The 17,323-nt window shown below is 66.0% G+C and carries 16 protein-coding genes; 4 read left to right on the top strand and 12 right to left on the bottom strand.

All coding sequences use genetic code 11. The features are described from left to right. Positions 1-29: 29 nt before the first annotated feature. The 9 genes from JW897_RS01955 to cysG form a co-directional block, all read right to left on the bottom strand. Positions 30-1,148 (bottom strand): glycosyltransferase family 4 protein, encoded by a 1,119-nt coding sequence (locus tag JW897_RS01955; protein ID WP_205465003.1) that lies wholly within the window; start codon positions 1,146-1,148, stop codon positions 30-32. Next, entirely contained in the window at positions 1,141-2,463 is a 1,323-nt protein-coding gene (locus tag JW897_RS01950; RefSeq protein WP_205465002.1) for an O-antigen ligase family protein, read from the bottom strand. Before JW897_RS01950 ends, JW897_RS01955 begins: the two co-directional genes overlap by 8 nt. Further along, on the bottom strand, positions 2,456-3,550 hold the full coding sequence (locus JW897_RS01945) for a glycosyltransferase family 9 protein (protein ID WP_205465001.1): 1,095 nt from the start codon (positions 3,548-3,550) through the stop codon (positions 2,456-2,458). The genes JW897_RS01950 and JW897_RS01945 overlap by 8 nt, the downstream gene beginning before the upstream one ends. Before the next feature lie 37 nt (positions 3,551-3,587). Continuing rightward, on the bottom strand, positions 3,588-4,742 hold the full coding sequence (locus JW897_RS01940) for a glycosyltransferase family 4 protein (protein ID WP_205465000.1): 1,155 nt from the start codon (positions 4,740-4,742) through the stop codon (positions 3,588-3,590). Then, positions 4,739-5,821 carry a putative lipopolysaccharide heptosyltransferase III gene (gene rfaQ / locus JW897_RS01935; protein ID WP_048414045.1) on the bottom strand — a complete coding sequence of 361 codons (1,083 nt, stop codon included), beginning with the start codon at positions 5,819-5,821 and terminating at the stop codon, positions 4,739-4,741. The genes JW897_RS01940 and rfaQ overlap by 4 nt, the downstream gene beginning before the upstream one ends. A gap of 19 nt (positions 5,822-5,840) precedes the next feature. Further along, entirely contained in the window at positions 5,841-7,580 is a 1,740-nt protein-coding gene (gene ptsP / locus JW897_RS01930) for a phosphoenolpyruvate--protein phosphotransferase (protein ID WP_205464999.1), read from the bottom strand. Positions 7,581-7,602: 22 nt separating this feature from the next. Next, the gene (locus JW897_RS01925; protein ID WP_019100446.1) at positions 7,603-7,872 is read right to left on the bottom strand and encodes an HPr family phosphocarrier protein; all 270 of its coding nucleotides are present in this window, start codon (positions 7,870-7,872) and stop codon (positions 7,603-7,605) included. Continuing rightward, positions 7,859-8,254: a PTS sugar transporter subunit IIA gene (locus JW897_RS01920; RefSeq protein ID WP_240352037.1), complete on the bottom strand. Its 396-nt coding sequence runs from the start codon at positions 8,252-8,254 to the stop codon at positions 7,859-7,861. The genes JW897_RS01925 and JW897_RS01920 overlap by 14 nt, the downstream gene beginning before the upstream one ends. A gap of 202 nt (positions 8,255-8,456) precedes the next feature. Next, the gene (gene cysG / locus JW897_RS01915) at positions 8,457-9,848 is read right to left on the bottom strand and encodes a siroheme synthase CysG (protein ID WP_205464997.1); all 1,392 of its coding nucleotides are present in this window, start codon (positions 9,846-9,848) and stop codon (positions 8,457-8,459) included. A gap of 151 nt (positions 9,849-9,999) precedes the next feature. On the opposite strand from cysG, the gene JW897_RS01910 reads away from it, so the two are divergent. Then, positions 10,000-12,264: a sensor domain-containing diguanylate cyclase gene (locus JW897_RS01910; protein ID WP_205464996.1), complete on the top strand. Its 2,265-nt coding sequence runs from the start codon at positions 10,000-10,002 to the stop codon at positions 12,262-12,264. 27 nt (positions 12,265-12,291) lie between these two features. Beyond that, positions 12,292-13,113 (top strand): DUF3025 domain-containing protein, encoded by an 822-nt coding sequence (locus JW897_RS01905; protein WP_420837262.1) that lies wholly within the window; start codon positions 12,292-12,294, stop codon positions 13,111-13,113. Here JW897_RS01905 and JW897_RS01900 read toward each other — a convergent pair. Then, a complete protein-coding gene (locus JW897_RS01900) occupies positions 13,065-14,267 on the bottom strand; it encodes a YihY family inner membrane protein (RefSeq protein ID WP_082158910.1) in 1,203 nt (400 codons plus the stop codon). The two genes, JW897_RS01905 and JW897_RS01900, sit on opposite strands and share 49 nt — an antisense overlap. Beyond that, complete coding sequence (locus tag JW897_RS01895) at positions 14,264-14,401, bottom strand: hypothetical protein (protein ID WP_156187827.1); 138 nt, start codon at positions 14,399-14,401, stop codon at positions 14,264-14,266. Before JW897_RS01895 ends, JW897_RS01900 begins: the two co-directional genes overlap by 4 nt. On the opposite strand from JW897_RS01895, the gene wrbA reads away from it, so the two are divergent. After that, a complete protein-coding gene (wrbA, locus tag JW897_RS01890) occupies positions 14,400-14,999 on the top strand; it encodes an NAD(P)H:quinone oxidoreductase (protein ID WP_048414334.1) in 600 nt (199 codons plus the stop codon). The two genes, JW897_RS01895 and wrbA, sit on opposite strands and share 2 nt — an antisense overlap. On the opposite strand, the gene JW897_RS01885 is transcribed toward wrbA, so the two are convergent. Further along, entirely contained in the window at positions 14,996-15,775 is a 780-nt protein-coding gene (locus tag JW897_RS01885; protein ID WP_205464994.1) for a helix-turn-helix domain-containing protein, read from the bottom strand. The genes wrbA and JW897_RS01885 overlap by 4 nt on opposite strands. Positions 15,776-15,876: 101 nt before the next feature. On the opposite strand from JW897_RS01885, the gene JW897_RS01880 reads away from it, so the two are divergent. Beyond that, complete coding sequence (locus JW897_RS01880) at positions 15,877-17,073, top strand: MFS transporter (RefSeq protein ID WP_205464993.1); 1,197 nt, start codon at positions 15,877-15,879, stop codon at positions 17,071-17,073. The last annotated feature ends 250 nt before the right edge of the window (positions 17,074-17,323 follow it).

The raw sequence follows: 17,323 nt of genomic DNA, 5'->3' as shown, positions 1-17,323 counted from the left end.
AATCGTCCAGCGCCCGCGTCCGCGGGCGGTCATGAATCAGAGCCGTACATCCCCAGCGCGTTCAAACCGCCAAGCTCAAGGATGCGCCGCAAATTCTGTTCCGGCGCGAAGCGCGAGCGCACATCGACGCGCCCGGCCTGAGCCCAGGCCTTCATCACTGCCGGCTGGCTCAGCGCCTTGTCGATCGCCTCGGCCCAGGCGGCAGCGTCGCCCGGCGGCGCCAACACGCCGGTTTCGCCGTGGCGCATGGTCTCGGGAATACCGCCGGTATCGCTGGCGATCACCGGCACACCCAGGCCCAACGCCTCGATCTGCGACATGCCCAGCGGCTCATAGCTGGACGGCATCAACACCAGATCGGCGCGCGCCAGCAGAGCCGCCACCGGGCTTACCACGCCGGCGAGCAAGACTCTGTGCTGCAAGCCCAGTTGCCGCGCCAGTTCGGCGATCGCCTGCTGCTCCGGCCCTTCCCCCGCAATCACATAACGCGCGTCCGGCCATTTGTTCTTCAGCAAGTCCAAGGCAGCCAACACCGTCCTATGTCCTTTTTCGCCGCGCAACATCGCCGCCTGCACCAACAAGGGGCCTGCGGAACGGGACAGCCACTGCTCCAGCTCTGCCGGCAAGGGCAGCGCGGCGGCTTGGTCCAGGGCGGCGAAATCGATGCCGGGGTAGACCACATGCAGCTTGTCGGCTCGTATCGCCGGGTTTTCCAGCAGGCAGCGCTTCAGATAAGCGCTGGGCAGCATGGTCGCGTCCATCAGCTGGTTATAGCTCCAGGCCGACGCCTGGCCGGGCTGATAAGTGCGCGAACGCAGCAGGAAGGGCCGGCCGCGTCCCGTCAGCCGCGCGGCAATGGCCAGATTATTGCTGTCGTGGCCGCTGTGGCAGATGGCCAGCCGCGGACGATGACGCCGCATCCAGGCGCTCAAGGCCAAGATAGACGGCAGGTGGAGACTGTTGCGAAAACGCAGCGGCAATACTTCCAAGCCGCGCCGGCAAGCCTCCTCCATCACCCGCGTCTGCGGCCGGCAGGCCAGCACCGGACGAAAACCGCGCTCCCCCAACAGGCGCATCTGCTGCATCAGCTGCAACTCCTGCCCGCCGACATTGGGGGAGGACTCGGTGAACAACACCCAATCACTCATGCGCCGCGCCTTTCTCCCGCTGTCTCAGCTCCGCCAACAAGGCGGCGGCGGTGAACAGGAAGATATGCAGCATATGATCCTTGTTCACGCTTTCCAACAACATGCGTCCGAGGAAACCGCAGCTCACCAGCATCAGCACCAGCCCCAGCGTATCGCGGCGCAGACGGAAGGCTTGGTAGCCGGTCCAGATCAACACGCCGCAAAACGCCAGCCATAGCGCGATGCCGGCCACGCCCAAGCCCACGCCCAGATCGATGAAGCCACTGTGGCTATGACCTACGTGGTTGGGACGACCCGTCGCCGTCAAGGCATTGGTGAAAGCATTGCGGCTATAGCCATAACCCATGGGCTTGGCCGCGATGAGATCCAAACCGCTGTGGATCCAGGCCACTCGCTCATAGGCAGAATCATCTACCGCCATGCCATTTGACAACTTAGGATAGGGCTCCATCCGCAGCCAGGCTTTGGTGTCGCCATAGTGCCATCCGGCAGTCGCCGACTCTACAAACACCTGGTTCCGGCTATCCTTCTTGATCGTATACGCCGAGATACCGCCCACTGCAGCCAAAACTACCACGGCAATCGCCAAAGTCTTGCCCCATCCTGTCTTCACCCCTTCAAAAACAGAGTAAACCAGCAGCATGGACAGCATCAGGTAAACAAGACCAATCATGCCGTTGCGAGCGCCCGCTTTGAGACTGACGAACAGGATCAAGGCTGCTGCCAAGCCCAAGCTCCAGCGGGGAAAGCGCGTCAGCGGCTGGGCCCCGCGTTGCCCGAAACAAAACGCGGCCACAATGAACGCCAGCACAAAATTCATGAAGAAGGTGAACTCCAGCTTGGTGGCGGTGGTGAATACTTCGTTGTACGGCCACTGCCCAGCCGTCAGATAGACGTAAGCGCCATGGCCGAACTCCACCAAGGCCAATACGCAGCCGGCGACGATGACCAAGTCCGAAATCGTCCAGCCGCGAGGCGCGCGGAACAAGGCCAGGCCAGCCGCAAACCACAAGCCGCCGATCAATAACTGGCTGCGGAATTCGCTGGCGGAGGCTTCCGGCCACATCGAAAGCAATAGGGTGTGAAGCAATGCGTATAGCAAGAACGCGCCTATCGCTACAACAGGCCCGCGCTGCTCGCGCCAGTGACGTTTGAGCCCTGCATAGTCTTTCGCCACCAGGATCAGCATCACCAGTAAGATCACATAGCGCAGCGCAATCGTGTGGGACACATTGGCCAAGGTCAAAAACGCCAGGGACAGGCCAACCGCCAAGCGGCCATGCCAGCGCGGCTCGGTACTCAGATGATCATTCATGCAGAAGTTTTTCCAAGGTCTCGGCCACCTGCCCGGCTGGCACAGCGGCCATGCACTGCGCCTGACGGCATTCGCCGGTTTGATCGCCAAATTTTCTGAAACAACGCAAAGCCCAATCGACATCGCGATAATGCACGCTGCGCTGATTGCGGCAAGGAAACCATGCGGGGCCGACGCCGACGCAGGTGAAGCCGGCGAAAAAGCGGCTCGCACCGAACAAGGTCTCGCTGCCCGGTCCGAACAGCATCAGCAAGGGCGCGCCCGCCACTTTGGCCAGATGCGCGATGCCGGTGTCCGGGCACACGCAGGCGCGGGCTCGGCTCAAGACCGCGCGCAATTGCGCCAGGCTCAGCGTGCCGGCCATCACGATATCGTCGGGAGCCGCCTCGACTGCCGACAGCAAGTGCTGCTCTCCGGGCCCGCACGACCACAGCACCGTGCACCGGCAAGCCCGGGCCGCGGCCGCGACCCGGTTCCAGCTGGACGCGGGCCAAAAGCGGGTCGCCGAACTCGCGCCGACGTGCAGCACGACGAAACGCGGCGGCAAGGGCGGCAGCCCTTCAGCCTCCGTCGACCAATCCCGCAGACGAAACGGCCGGGGCTCGGGCCCGTCGATCAAACGGGCGGCGGTATCGGTCCAGGCCTCCGGCTGCCCGGCGTACGCCACCGCCTCGTCCAGCAGCCAGTTCTTGTAACGCGGCGTTTCCCCGGCGAAGCCGACAATCCAGCGGGCGCCGATCGCGCGCGCCAGAAAGCTCAGCCGGTTTTCGCCCATCAGGTAGGCAATGTCGAAACGCTCCTCGGCGAACAAGCGCCGGATCGAAGCGAAATCGCGCGGCTGCCAGGGCAGCGGCCGGATGCCGTACGGCCGCGACGCATACAAGGGCGCCTGCCCCGGCGGGCAGGCCAGCACGATCTCCGCCTTGGGAAAGCGCTCGCGCGCCTTGGCCAGCAGGCTGGTCGCCATCAAGGCGTCGCCCAGCAGAAACTGGTGCAGAATCAGTATCCGGCGCGCTCTCTCGGGGTCCGGCTTGCGGCGCAGCCACTGCAATGGCAGCCGCAACAACAGCGCCGCGAAAATCAGCAAGCGCCCGGGAAAGCGTCCCGGCCTCATCGCCCGTCCCTCATTCACCAGCTCCGCGCCCGACGCCGACGGCCGACAGCTCCCGGTACAAGGCCAGCATCTGCGCCACCATATTGCTCTCGCTCAAGCCCGCCACCCGCGCGCGCGCAAGCTCGCCGCTGCGCGGCCAATCCGCGCGCGCGGCCAGCCAGGCCGCCACATTGTCTTGCCAGGCGGCGGCGTCCCCCGCCGCGGCCAGCCAGCCGGTGACGCCCGGCTCCAGCAACTCCGCGCCGCCGCAACGGGTGCTGGTCAGCACCGGCAGGCCGCAGGCCATCGCCTCTATCACCACCGAACCAAACGGCTCGTACAGCGTAGGCAGGATGAAGCCGTCCGCCAGGCCGTAATGGCTGCGGACATCGCGCTGCGGACCGGTGAAGTGCGCGCGCTCGGACACCCCCAAGCGCGCCGCCAGGCTCTGATAGCGCGCCAGCTTCTTGTCGCCGCCCACCACCACCAGATGCACGGCCGCGTGCGGCGCGATGGCGCGCAGCGCCTGCGCCACGCCCTTGCGCTCGAAGCCCGAGCCCACGTAGACCAGCGTCGGCGCCGTCGGCGGAATGCCGTAGCGCTCGCGCAGCGCTAGCCGCTGTTCGCGAGCCGCGGCCGGATTGAAAAAGTCGCTGTCCACGCCGTTGTGGATCACCGCGCAACGCCCTGGGTCCACGCCGAAACGGCCGACCACGTCGTCGCGCACCAGGGCCGAATTGCAAATGACCGCCCGCAGTGCCGAATGCCGGAACATCGCGCGTTCGGTGCGCAGCATGAAATGATGGTAAGGATTGCAAAAGGTGCTCAGCCGCCGCCACCAGGACGCGCCTTCCAACCGCGCGTCCAACCAGGCGGCGTGCACACCGTCGCCGGCGCGGAACACATGGCAGCCGGGAATGCGCTCGTGCGACTGCACCAGCTCGGCGCCGGCCTGCGTCCACGCGGCGCGGGCGGCGCGGGCAAAGCTCCAGTCGCGCCAGACGCTGCCCAGGTAAAACGGCTTGACCCGCAGCGTGTCCACGCCCGGCAGGCTTTCCCAATTGCGGCTGATCAACAGCGGGCTGAACTCGCCGCCGGCTTGCAATTGCTTGACGATGGCGCTGACGATGCGCTCCGCGCCTCCCGCCGGATTGTACTTCTGCCGGATAATCGCCAGCCGCTTCATGCGCTTTCCTTCAAGACCGCGTCCACCGCCGCCAGCACCGCGCCCACTTCAATGCGCTGCAGACATTCGCTCCGCCAGCCGCCGCCGCAGCCGGCGTTGCCGCAGGGGCGACAGGGCACGGGCTCCGACACCACCCGGTGCGGCACCTGCCACGGACCCCATTCGACATCCCCAGACGGGCCGAACAAGGCGACGCAAGGCGTCTTCATCGCCGAGGCGATGTGCATGGGCACCGAGTCCACGCCGATGTACAGCCGCGCCTGGTCTATCGCCGCCGCCAGCTCCTTCAGGCTCAGCTGGCCGGCCAGACTGGCCACCGGCCGTTTCAGCCGCGCTTCGATGTCGGCGATCATCGCCATCTCTTCCGCGCCCGGCGCGGCCGACAGCACCAGTTGTTCGCCGCGCGCGCTCAAGACGTCGATCAGCGCGCTCATTTTCTCCGCCGGCCAACTCTTGAACGACCAGCGCGAAGTCGGATGCACCAGGATGTAAGCGCCCGGCCGCAAGCCGCGCTCGGCCAGCTTGGCCGCCAGCGTGGCCTCGGCGTTGTGTCCCGGCACCAGCACCAGTTCGCGCTGGTCCGCGTCCGGATACACGCCGATCCGCCGCAAGGCGTCCAGATGGATTTCAATGGTGTGGCGGCGATTGCCCGGCACCTGCAGATAGCGGTGGGTGAAGCTTTTCTTGAAGAAGCGCCCGTAAGGCCCTTGCGGCCCCACCGACCAGCGCGGCGCGAGCAGGCGCGCCAGCCAGGCGCCGCGATTATGCTCGGTCAGCGTGATCACCAGATCGTAACGCCGGGCGCGCAAGCGGCCCAGCAGGCCGAGCTCGGCGCGGCACTGGCCCAGCGGCCCCAGTTTTTTCCAATTGCGGTCTATGGTGTGCAGTTGCGCAATGGCCGGATGCAGGCTCAGCATCTCACGGGTGTCGTGATAAACCAGCGCGTCGATCTCCAGATGCGGCGCCTGCTCCCGCAGCGCGGAAAACAGCGGCGAAGTCAGCAGCACGTCGCCATGATGGCGCAGCTTGATGACCAGCACCCGCCGCACGGCGTTCAGGTCTATGGGATCGTTCAGCATAAGAAAGGAAAAAGCCGGATCAGACGCCCGGCTCGGCATTCAGTTGTTGCAAAAGATCGGCGATTTTATCAGGGTCTTCGGTTCTAAGCATGCGCGCCGTAATCGGCGCGATCTGATCCAGATGGGTGTTGAGCACCTGTTGCTTGACCGCCAGCAGGTTGGCCGGATGCATGGAGAACTTGCGCAACCCCATGCCCAGCAACAAGCGCGTCAGCCTGGCGTCGCCGGCCATCTCGCCGCACACCGACACCGGCACCCCGCCCTTGATGCCGGCCTTGATGGTGTGCAGGATCAGCTTCAGCACCGCCGGATGGATGGGATCGTACAGATGGCTGACCGAGTCGTCGTTGCGGTCGATCGCCAGCGTGTACTGGATCAAGTCGTTGGTGCCCACCGACAGGAAGTCGATGTGCTTGAGAAAGCTGCCCACCACCAGCGCCGCCGACGGGATTTCAATCATCGCTCCCACTTCGACCTCTTCCGAATAGGCGATCTTCTCCTCGCGCAGCTCCTGCTTGGCGTATTCAAACTGCGCCAGCGCCTGCTTCAGCTCCGGCAGCGAATTCACCATCGGGAACAAGACCTTGATCTTGCCGTGCACCGAGGCGCGCAACAGGGCCCGCAACTGTTCGCGGAACATCAGCGGCTCGGCCAGGCACAGGCGGATGCCGGTCAGGCCCAGCGCCGGATTGTCCGCCACCGCGTGGTTCAGCCACTTGGGGTTTTTGTCCGCGCCCAGGTCCATGGTGCGGATGGTCACCGGCAGGCCCTTCATGGTTTCCGCCACGTGCCGGTAGGCCTCGTACTGCTCGTCCTCGTCCGGCAGGGTGTCGCGGCCCAGGAACAGGAATTCGCTGCGGAACAGGCCCACGCCCACCGCGCCGGACTTGCGCACGTCCTCCACGTCCTGCGGCAGCTCGATATTGGCCAGCAGTTCGATCGCGGTGCCGTCCTGGGTCTTGGCGTTGGATTTGCGGATGGACGACAGCTTGCGCCGGGCGTCGCGCCAGGCGCGCAGCCGGCGGCGATACTCGGCCAGCACGATGTCGTCCGGATTGATGATCACCACGCCCTGCAAGCCGTCGACGATGATCAACTCGTCTTCGCGAATCAGCTCGCGCGAGTGGTGCAAGGCGATCACCGACGGCAGGTCCAGGCTGCGCCCCAGAATCGCGGTATGCGAGGTGGCGCCGCCGACATCGGTGATGAAGGCGGCGAAGTTGGAGTCCTTGAAATAAACCATGTCGGCCGGCGACAGATCGTGCGCCACCAGGATGTGGTCGTCGACCAGATCTTCCGGCGCCGGCAGCTGCGGCACGTCGCCGTCCAGGTTCTTGAAGATGCGCTCGACCACTTGCAGCACATCGTTCTTGCGCTCGCGCAGATAGTCCTCCTCGATCGCGTCGAACTGCTCGACCAAGGACTCGCATTGCAGCTTCAACGCCCATTCGGCGTTGCAGCGCTGTTTCTCGATGATTTCGCGCGGTTCGCGCGAGATGGTGACGTCGCCCAGCAGCATGATGTGCAAGGACAGAAACGCGCCCAGCTCCGCCGGCGCGTTCTCCGGAATGCTGCCCCACAGCATTTCCAGTTCCTTGCGGGTGTCGCGGATGGCTTCGTCGAAACGCGCCAGTTCCGCCGGGACTTCCTCGTCTTCCAGCAGATAATGCGCGACATCGTCCATGCTGCGCGAAATCAAATGGGCGCGGCCAATGGCAATGCCGCCGCCTATGGCCACCCCGTGCAGGATGATGCTCATCGTCCCATCCTCAGGCTCCGGCTTATTCGGCTTCGTCGAACCGGTTGTTGATCAGGGCCACCAGGGCGTCCAGCGCCACTTGCTCATCCTCCCCGCTCACCTCCAGTTCCACGGTCGCGCCCTTGGCCGCCGCCAGCATCATCACGCCCATGATGCTCTTGCCGTTGACCCGGCGATTGTTGCGCGCGATGAAGATATCGCTTTTGTAGCGGCTGGCCAGCTGGGTGAACTTGCTGGAGGCGCGGGCATGCAGGCCGAGCTTGTTGATGATTTCCACTTCAATTCGCAGCATTGCCTTCCCCCGGAATAATATAAAGCACGCCCTCCAGGCCGCCGGTGATCGCCTTGCTGACGACGATTTCCAACGGCTGGCTGCTATAGCACAAGGCTCGGACCACCATGGGCAGACTCGCCCCGGCCACCGCCTCCACCCGCCCAGGCCGGATCAGCCGGCTGGCGATATTGGACGGCGTGCCGCCATACATATCGGTCAGGATCACCACCCCGTCGCCCGCGTCCAGCCTGTTCACCAACAACTGGGCTTCGGCTTGCTTGCTTTCCGGGTCATCGGTCTTGTCGACCGCCATCACCGCCAGATTTTCCGGCTCTCGGCCCAGGATATGCCTGGCGCAATCCGCCAGACTGCGCCCCAGGTCGCCATGCGCGATTATCAATACACCTACCATGCCTGATTCTTCATGTTGGCAGCGTCGTCGGCCCGAGGCCGGAACGCTGAAGCAAAAAGGTTGATCAACACGTCAGTCCGCCATTGTATCAGCAGTATTCTTCCCGGGTCTGCCGGCGTCTGCCTTTCCCGCGGCCCTCCGCCTTGTATAGCGCGCTTTTCTCAAGCAGCGCAACGGCAAAACTTAAAGCTCAGTGGATCCGGGTCCGATACCATCCCAGCTTGTCCGCCAATCCCACCACCTCGCCGACGATGATCAAGGCGGGCGAAGCGATGTGATGCCGGGACATCAGTTCCGGCAGATCCTGCAGCGTGCCCGCCACCGTGCGCTGGCGCTCCGTGGTCGCCCATTCCACCGCGGCGGCCGGCGTCGCCGCCGGCTTGCCGTGCTCGATGAAGGCCCGACACAACTCCTGGGCGGTGGAGACCCCCATGTAGACTACTACGGTCTGGGCCGGCCGGGTCAACGCGGGCCAGTCAAGGTGAATGCTGCCGTCCTGCTTGTGGCCGGTGACGAAGGTCACCGACTGCGCGTAATCGCGATGAGTCAGCGGTATGCCGGCGTACGCCGCCGCGCCGCTGGCGGAGGTGATGCCGGGCACCACCTCGAAGGCGACGCCGTGCGCCGCCAGCGTCTCGATTTCCTCGCCGCCGCGGCCGAAGGTGAACGGATCGCCGCCCTTGAGCCGCAGCACCCGCTTGCCTTGCTGCGCCAGTTCTACCATCAAGAGATTGATGTCGCCTTGCGGCAGCGCATGGTTGGCTCTGGCCTTGCCCACGTAAATGCGCTCGGCATCGCGACGCACCAGTTCCAGCAGCTCCGGCGCCACCAGATTGTCGTGCAAGACCACGTCGGCCTGCTGCATCAGCCGCAGCGCGCGAAAGGTCAGCAAATCCGGATTGCCCGGCCCTGCCCCCACCAGATAGACCGCGCCCTGCGCCGCCTGCACGCCGGCGTCCTCCAGCCGTCGCTCCATCGCCTGCTCGGCGGCGGCCTCGTCGCCGTTGATCACCGCCTCGGCCAGCGGCCCCTCCAGCACCGACTCCCAGAACGCCCGCCGACGCTCGACGTCGGGAATGCCGGCCTTGACCCGGTCGCGGAAGCCGGCGGCGAAACGCGCCAACCGGCCAAAACCGCTGGGAATCAGGCTTTCCAGCCGGCCGCGGATCAAGCGCGCCAGCACCGGCACGCCGCCGCCGGTGGAGACGGCGATCACCAGGGGCGAACGGTCGACGATGGCCGGGGTGATGTAGCTGGACAACTCGGGATCGTCCACCACGTTGACGGGGATGTTCAAGGCCTGACAGGACGCCGAGACTTGGCGGTTGACCTCGCGCACGTTGGTGGCGGCCACCACTAGGCGCCGGCCACTGACCTGGGCCGGCTCGAAACAGGCGCGCAAATGCGTCAGCTGGCCCTGCCGCGCCATCTCGGCCAGCTCGGGCGTCAGCTCCGGCGCCGCCACCGTCAGCTCCGCGCCGGCGGACAACAGTAGCCGCGCCTTGCGCAACGCCACCTCGCCGCCGCCCACCAGCAAACAGGAAGCGCCTTGCAGTTTAAGGAAGATCGGGAAGTAATCCATTTGGCCAGCTCCGCAACAATGTTTGCAGCATACTGCATTTGTTGCATAAAAACGACGCTGGCGAATGCTATCAATATTACGAAAAGCGCCCTGTTTTGCGCCTGGTGCCATCATTGCAGCTTTGCGCGCCACCGCGCCTCCGGAGAACCGCTTGAACCCTGCCTTACGCCGCCGGGCCAACCCGCATCGCCGCCTGTTTGCCGCCGCGGGTTCGCTGTGCCTGCTCGGGGCCGACTACGCGCAAGCCGCGACGCAGGACTGGTTCGCCGGCTGGCCGCTGCTGGTCCCCTTGCTGGCGCTGCTGGGCGTGCCGCCGTGGCGGCGCCGGCGACAGCTGGCCGCGCTCCGCCGCCAGGTCCGGGACAGCCGGCAGCCGCTGGCGCTGACCGACGCCGCCGGCCGCCTGCTCGCCGTCTCCGGCTGCGCGCCGGCACCCGCGCGCCAAGACGGCGACCTGACCGACTACGGCTTCAGCCGGCACGACCTCGCGCTGCTGCTGGAGCCGGATCATCCCGGCCATCGCGACGGCCTGCTGGCGGCCCATGCCGATTTGCTGGCCTTTCCCCTGCCCTGCCCGCTCCCCGGCCACCTCTTGCTGCGCCTGCAGACGCCGTCCCCCGTTCACGGCCCCGGCGGCGAACTGGGAGACTGGCGCCTGGTGCTGCAGGACGCGCGGCTGGGTTTGCTGGAGTTCGACCTGGCCGGCCAAGCGGTGCGCGGCGCGCCGCAAACGCTGCACGCCTTGCTGGGCCTGCCGGCCGACGCCGAACGCATGGCGTTTTCGCGCTGGCTGGAGCTGCTGCACCCGGAAGACCGCTCGCTGTTCAGCGCCCTGCTCAGCCATCCGGAGCAAAGACAGGAAAGCGCCTGCGGCATGGAGTTCCGCGTGCGTCACGCCCACGGCCATTGGGAATGGCTGGAGCAGCGCACCCAGTTTCACAAAGACGGGACCGGCCGCATCAGCCATATCCACGCGCTGTGCCAGATCGTCACCGCGCGCAAGCTGGCCGAGTCTGCGATGCTGCGGCGCGAACAGGAGTTCCGCACCCTGGTGGAGAACTCGGAAGACGTCATCGCCCGCTACGATCTGGATCTGCGCTGCCAATTCATCAACCGCAGCGTCAGCCGCTACTCGACGCTGACGCGCGAGGAACACCTAGGCCGCAGCGTCCACGACAAAGCCTGGCCGGAAGCCGCGCGCGCGCGCTTCGCCGAGGAGTGCGAGCTGCTGATCGCCGGCGGCGAGGCGCGCTGCTTCGAGCTGGAGCTGAGCCTGGGCGCCCGGCGCTTTATCTTCGAGGTGAGGCTGTTTCCCGAGTTCGGCCTGGGCGGCGAACTCCGCAGCATTCTGGCGGTGGAGCGCGAAATCACCGACAGCCGCCAGAGCGAGCGCTTGCTGGCGGAAGAAAACGCGGTGATGGAGATGATCGCCGGCAACGCGCCGCTGCAAGACACGCTGAACCAGATCTGCCGGATGATGGAGTCGCAGCTGAACCGCGGCGTCTGTTCCATCATGCTCTTGGACACCGCCGGCGAAACCTTGCGCCTGGCCGCCGGCCAGAGCCTGCCGCCCGGCTACCGCAAGCTGCTGGAGCAGGTGCCGGTGGGCCCGGAGGCCGGCTCCTGCGGCACCGCCGTCCACCGCAAAAGCCTGGTGATCGTCGAAGACATCGCCACCAGCCCGCTGTGGGCCGGCTACCGCGAGCTGGTGGCCCCCTTCGGCCTGAGCGCCTGCTGGTCCACGCCCATCTTCTCCAGCGATCGCCGCCTGCTCGGCGCTTTCGCCATCTACCATCCGGACCCGCGCCAGCCCGAGCCGGAAGAGCTGCAGCTGGCGCAGCGCAGCACTCACCTGATCGCCATCGCGCTGCAACGCGACGCCCACGAGAAGAAACTCTATCAACTCGCCACCCTGGACGAGCTGACCGGGCTGTGCAACCGCCGCCAGTTCATCGCGCTGGCCAGCCGCGAGATCGAGCGCAACCGACGCTATCAGTTGTCGTTGACGGTGCTGATGATGGACCTGGACCACTTCAAGAGCATCAACGACCTCCATGGCCACGCCAAGGGCGACGAGGTGATCGTCCACTTCGCCCAAAGCTGCCGCAAGGTGTTGCGCAGCACCGACATCTGCGGCCGCCTGGGCGGCGAGGAGTTCGCCGCGGTGCTGCCCGACACGCGGATGGAAGACGCGCTGCTGGCGGCGGAGCGCCTGCGCCGCGTCGTCGCGGACGCCCGCCTGCCGGGCGGCGAGGCCGGCGTTCTGCAATACACGGTCAGCATCGGCGTCGCCGTGCTGCGCGCCGACGAAACCGAAATCGACGAAGTGCTGGGCCGGGCGGACAAACAGCTGTACCAGGCCAAACACAACGGCCGCAACTGCATCAGCGGCGAGGAATTGCTGCTGTTGCGCTAAAATGGCGGCTTGAATCCCTTTCCCAAGATGTCCACCGTGAGCGCCTGGCAAACCGACTACCTCTCCCATCCGCTATATCTGCCCGTCCGCGACGCCGCCGCGCTGATCGCTCCCGCCGCCTGGCCGGAGCAGGCGGACTACGACCTGCTGCTGCAGCGCTACCGGCAGCACCGTCCGGACGCGCTGCCGGCCGGGCTGCGCTTCGCCTGCGATCTGGAGCCGGAAGCCTATTACGAGATGCACATCGGCCACACCGGAGAGATTCCCACCCGCACCGGCAATTGGCACGACTGGTTCAACGCCTTGGCCTGGCTGGCCTGGCCGCAGAGCAAGCTGGCGCTGAACCGCCGCCACCTGCGCGCCATCGCCCGCGGCGAGGCCAAGCGCGGCCCGCTGCGCGACGCGGCCACGCTGCTGGACGAATGCGGCACCATCGTCGCCGTCGCCGACCCGGCCTTCAGCCGGATGCTGGACGATATGGCATGGCAAGACCTGTTCCTGAAACACCGCGGCGACTGGAACCGCCGCATCGGCGTCCACGCCATCGGCCACGCGCTGTTCGAAGTCGGCCTGCGGCCGCATATAGGCTGGTGCGGCAAGGCGCTGCCGCTGCAAGTGCCAGCGGAGTTCTTTGTTTGGGACGAGGCGCGCCGGCTGGCGCACCTGGACGAGGCGCTGGCGCGCCGGCTGGACGACGACGCCTTCATGCCGGCGCCGCGCGCGCTGTGGCCCTTGCCGCTGCTGGGCATTCCCGGCTGGTGGCCGGACAACGAAGATCCGGCCTTTTACGACAATCGCGACTACTTCCGGCCGACTCGGCGAGCGAAGTCCTCCAGCGTCACCGACTGAAGCTCGGCCGTCATCGGCCCCAGCAGGCTTTCCACCCCGGCGCCGACATCGTCGTCGCGGTAGTTGTCGCTGCGATAGACGAACAGCTCGAACAGTTCCACCATGCAGATGGCCGACAGCTTCTTGCCCAACACCCAGCCGTCGCGCTGGCTTTTCTGCACAAAGCCGCGGGAGCTCAACATGTCCAGCACCCAGCCCAGTTCGTCGTAGCCCACCTTCACCTGGCTGCGCAGCTTGACCGGACTCAACAGCTCGCCGCGGTTCTGCGCCTCGTCCAGCAGCAGCAGCACCTCCACCGCGTCGAGAAAGCGCCGCCGCGGCTCGAAGCGCCGCCGCCAGGCGTCGCCTTCCCAATAGGACAGCGAGGCGGTGAACACCGCGCCGCTGAGCACCACCATCCACAGGCAGTACACCCACAGCAGGAAGATGGGAATGCTGGCGAAGGCGCCGTACACCAGCTGGTAATTGGCCACCTGACCGATGTAGAAGCCGAACAGCGCGCGGGTGGCCTCCAACAAGATCGCGGTCAGCAAGGCGCCCACGCTGGCGTGCTTGATCGGCACGAAACGGTTGGGCACGATGCGGTACAACAGAGACAGCACCAGCGCGGTCAGCAGAATGGAGCCGCCGGCCTCGACCACATTGGCCAGCACCGGCAGCGCGTGGTCGAACTTGCTGATCTTGAACAGGCTGCGCCAGGCCAGCAGGCTGCCGCCCAGCACCAGCGGCCCCAGGGTCAGCACCGTCCAGTACACCATGCTCTGCTGCAACAGCGGCCGCCCGCGGCGCACGCCCCAGATGGCGTTGAAAGTGCGGTCTATGGTGGACATCAGCATCAGCGCGGTGACGCCCAGCATCACGATGCCGGCGGCGGTCAGCTTCTCCGCGTTGTCGGCGAACTGGCGCATATAGACGGTGATCACCTTGCCGGCGAACTCCGGCACCAGCGTGGACAACAGCATGATCTTGAAACGGGTGCTCAGATCGGAGAACACCGGAAACGCGGAAATCACCGTCAGCGCGATGGTGAACAAGGGCACCAGCGCCAGCAGCGTGGTGAAGGTCAGGCTGCCGGACACTTGCGCGACGCGATGGCTGCCCATGCGCCGGGCCAGGAAGCGCGCGAAGCCCAGATACGGTTCGATTCGACTCATTTGCATCCCGGCAAAATAATGGCAAAGCGCGGATCAGGCAAGCCGCAAAGAGTTGCTTTATCATGCACCGGCTTGCGCGGCGGCGCGCGGCCAATCGTTCTTTTGTTCACCTCAATCAAGGATTCCAACCCCATGCAGGACCTCCTGGTGCTCTACTACAGCCAACACGGCGCCACCCGCGAACTGGCCCGGCTGATCGCCCGCGGCGTCGAAAGCGTGCCCGGCTGCCAGGCCCGGCTGCGCACCGTGCCCAAGGTGTCCGCGGTCTGCGAAGCCACCGAGGCCGCCGTCCCCGAAGCCGGCGCGCCCTATGTCGAAGCCGCCGACCTCGTCGAATGCGTCGGCCTGGCGCTGGGCAGCCCCACCCGCTTCGGCAATATGGCGGCGGCGGTGAAATACTTTCTGGACGGCACCAGCCCGGAATGGATGCAGGGCGCGCTGGCCGGCAAGCCCGCCTGCGTGTTCACCAGCAGCGCCTCGCTGCACGGCGGCCAGGAATCGACGCTGTTGACCATGATGGTGCCGCTGCTGCACCACGGCATGGTGATGGTGGGCCTGCCCTACACCGAGGCCGCGCTGACCCGGACCAGCACCGGCGGCACGCCCTACGGCGTCAGCCATGTCGCCGGCGTGCGCAACGAACTGCCGATCAGCGACGACGAAAAACAGCTGGCGCTGGCGCAGGGCCGCCGGCTGGCGGAGATTGCGCTGAAGCTGGCCGCTCCGGTTTAAAGCAGCGGCGCGTCGAAAAAGGCGCTGGGCGACGCCCCCAGCTCGCGCTTGAACATCGTCGCGAAAGCGCTGGGGCTAGCGTAGCCCAGGTCCAGCGCCACCTCCAGCACGCTGGAACCGCGCGCCAGACGCTCCAAGGCCGCGATCAGCCGCGCCTGTCGCCGCCATTGCCCGAAGCTGAGCCCGGTCTCGCGCTGAAAACGGCGCTGCAGAGTGCGCGGGTCCATCGCCGCCTGCGCCGCCCACTCGGCGACGCCGCGCGCGTCGCCGGGATGGCTGAGCAACTGTCGGCACAGCTGATCCAGCGCCGGCGAAGCCGGCTGCGGCAGCGACAAGGCCAGGCTGGGCAGGCTGCGGATCTCGTCCAAAATCAAGCGCATCACCCGCTCCGCGCGGCTGTCCGGCGGATAAGGCACCGCGACGCCGGTCGCGGCCTGGATCAGCTCGCGCAGCAAGGGAGACACCGCCAGCACGCAACACTCCGCCGGCAAGCCCTCCAGGGCGTCGCCGCGCACATACACCGTGCGCATCCTCACCCGGCTCAGCATGTTCACCTGATGCCAGGTGGCGATGGGCAGCCAGATGCCGCGCGTAGGCGGCACGATCCAGCGCCCCTGATCGGTGGTGACCATCATCACCCCCTCCACCGCGTACAACAGCTGGGCGGTGGGGTGGGCGTGACGCGGCGACACGCCGCCGGCCGCGTAATCGCGCGCCTTGCCCACTACCGGGGCCGCGCCGCCGTCATAGTCATGCAAATGTTCGAAGTCCGCCACAATGCCTCTTTTGCGAAGATAACTGCCTTATTTTGGCAGGACGGACGCTATTTTGCTCGCTAGTATGACATTCACCCACTAGTTGAATGATGCTCAAGTCCATGACCACCGCCGCTTCCATCGCGCCCGACCAAGACCGCACTCGCTTCCGCGTGCTGGGCGCCATCAGTTTCTCCCATTTCCTCAACGACATGCTGCAATCGCTGCTGCTGGCGATCTACCCTTTGCTCAAAGGCAATTACCAGCTCAGCTTCGCCGAAATCGGCCTGATGACGCTGACCTACCAGTGCACCGCCTCGCTGCTGCAGCCCTTGGTCGGCCTCTATACCGACAAGAAGCCGATGCCGTACTCGCTGGTGCTGGGCATGGGCGCCACCCTGTGCGGCCTGCTGCTGCTGTCCAGCGCCGGCAGCTTTCCGCTGCTGTTGCTGGCCGCGGCGCTGGTGGGCACCGGCTCCTCGGTGTTCCATCCGGAATCGTCGCGGGTGGCGCGCATGGCCTCCGGCGGCCGGCCCGGCCTGGCGCAATCCATCTTTCAGGTGGGCGGCAACGCCGGCAGCGCCAGCGGCCCGCTGTTGGCGGCGCTGATCGTCATACCGCTGGGCCAGGGCAGCATCGCCTGGTTCGGCCTGGCCGCGCTGCTGGCGATGGCGGTGCTGTTCAAGATCGGCCAGTGGTACGGCCATCAACAGCGCAAGGCCAAAGCCGCCGCAGCCGCTACGCCGCCGCAACTGTCGCCGGCGCGCGTGAAGCTGACGCTGTTCGCCTTGCTGGTGCTGCTGTTCTCCAAATATTTCTACACCGCCAGCATCACCAGCTACTTCACCTTTTATCTGATCCAGCATTTCGGCCTGGGCGTGCAGGCCGCGCAGCTGCATTTGTTCCTGTTCCTGCTCGCGGTCGCGCTGGGCACCATCTTCGGCGGCCCGATAGGCGACGCCATCGGCCGCAAGCGGGTGATCTGGTTCTCCATCCTCGGCATCGCGCCGCTGACCTTGCTGCTGCCCTACGCCAATCTGTTCTGGACCAGCGTGCTCTCGCTGGGCATAGGCTTCGTGCTGGCGTCGGCCTTCCCCGCCATCATCATTTACGCGCAGGAACTGTTGCCGGGCCGGGTGGGCATGGTGTCCGGCATGTTCTACGGCTTCGCCTTCGGCATCGGCGGCATAGGCGCCGCGGTGCTGGGCCAGCTGGCCGACAGCCACGGCATCGAGTTCGTCTATCGGCTGTGCGCCTTCCTGCCGCTGCTGGGCCTGGTGGCCGCCCTGCTGCCGGATCTGCGCGGCGACAAGGTTTGACACTGGCGCCGCCCTGCCCGGATACTTCCGCCATTCAATTTTTCCAACGCGCCTGCGGCGCCGTCTGAGAACGTGTTTACGATCTCGCGAGCTACAGCGAGACAAGGCGAAAACGGCTGAGAAAGCGCAATGTACAGGTGGTACATGAGCATTTCGAAGCTGTTTTCAACGCCGTATCGCCGACGCGCAGCAGATCGTAAACAGGTTCTGAGCGCTCTGCGCTCGGCGGCTTGTCGGGGCGCGTTGCCCA

The sequence above is a fragment of the Chromobacterium alkanivorans genome (assembly GCF_016937655.1).
Classification (GTDB): domain Bacteria; phylum Pseudomonadota; class Gammaproteobacteria; order Burkholderiales; family Chromobacteriaceae; genus Chromobacterium; species Chromobacterium alkanivorans.
The sequence above is the reverse complement of the archived record's forward strand: the minus strand, read 5'-3'. Positions and strand labels throughout refer to the sequence as shown.

Bases quoted from the DNA above. Each gene is read 5' to 3' on its own strand.
- JW897_RS01955 (WP_205465003.1), bottom strand. From the start codon at position 1,148: ATGAGTGATTGGGTGTTGTTCACCGAGTCCTCCCCCAATGTCGGCGGG.
- JW897_RS01950 (WP_205465002.1), bottom strand. From the start codon at position 2,463: ATGAATGATCATCTGAGTACCGAGCCGCGCTGGCATGGCCGCTTGGCG.
- JW897_RS01940 (WP_205465000.1), bottom strand. From the start codon at position 4,742: ATGAAGCGGCTGGCGATTATCCGGCAGAAGTACAATCCGGCGGGAGGC.
- rfaQ (WP_048414045.1), bottom strand. From the start codon at position 5,821: ATGCTGAACGATCCCATAGACCTGAACGCCGTGCGGCGGGTGCTGGTC.
- ptsP (WP_205464999.1), bottom strand. From the start codon at position 7,580: ATGAGCATCATCCTGCACGGGGTGGCCATAGGCGGCGGCATTGCCATT.
- JW897_RS01925 (WP_019100446.1), bottom strand. From the start codon at position 7,872: ATGCTGCGAATTGAAGTGGAAATCATCAACAAGCTCGGCCTGCATGCC.
- cysG (WP_205464997.1), bottom strand. From the start codon at position 9,848: ATGGATTACTTCCCGATCTTCCTTAAACTGCAAGGCGCTTCCTGTTTG.
- JW897_RS01905 (WP_420837262.1), top strand. From the start codon at position 12,292: ATGTCCACCGTGAGCGCCTGGCAAACCGACTACCTCTCCCATCCGCTA.
- JW897_RS01900 (WP_082158910.1), bottom strand. From the start codon at position 14,267: ATGAGTCGAATCGAACCGTATCTGGGCTTCGCGCGCTTCCTGGCCCGG.
- wrbA (WP_048414334.1), top strand. From the start codon at position 14,400: ATGCAGGACCTCCTGGTGCTCTACTACAGCCAACACGGCGCCACCCGC.
- JW897_RS01895 (WP_156187827.1), bottom strand. From the start codon at position 14,401: ATGGGGTTGGAATCCTTGATTGAGGTGAACAAAAGAACGATTGGCCGC.
- JW897_RS01880 (WP_205464993.1), top strand. From the start codon at position 15,877: ATGACCACCGCCGCTTCCATCGCGCCCGACCAAGACCGCACTCGCTTC.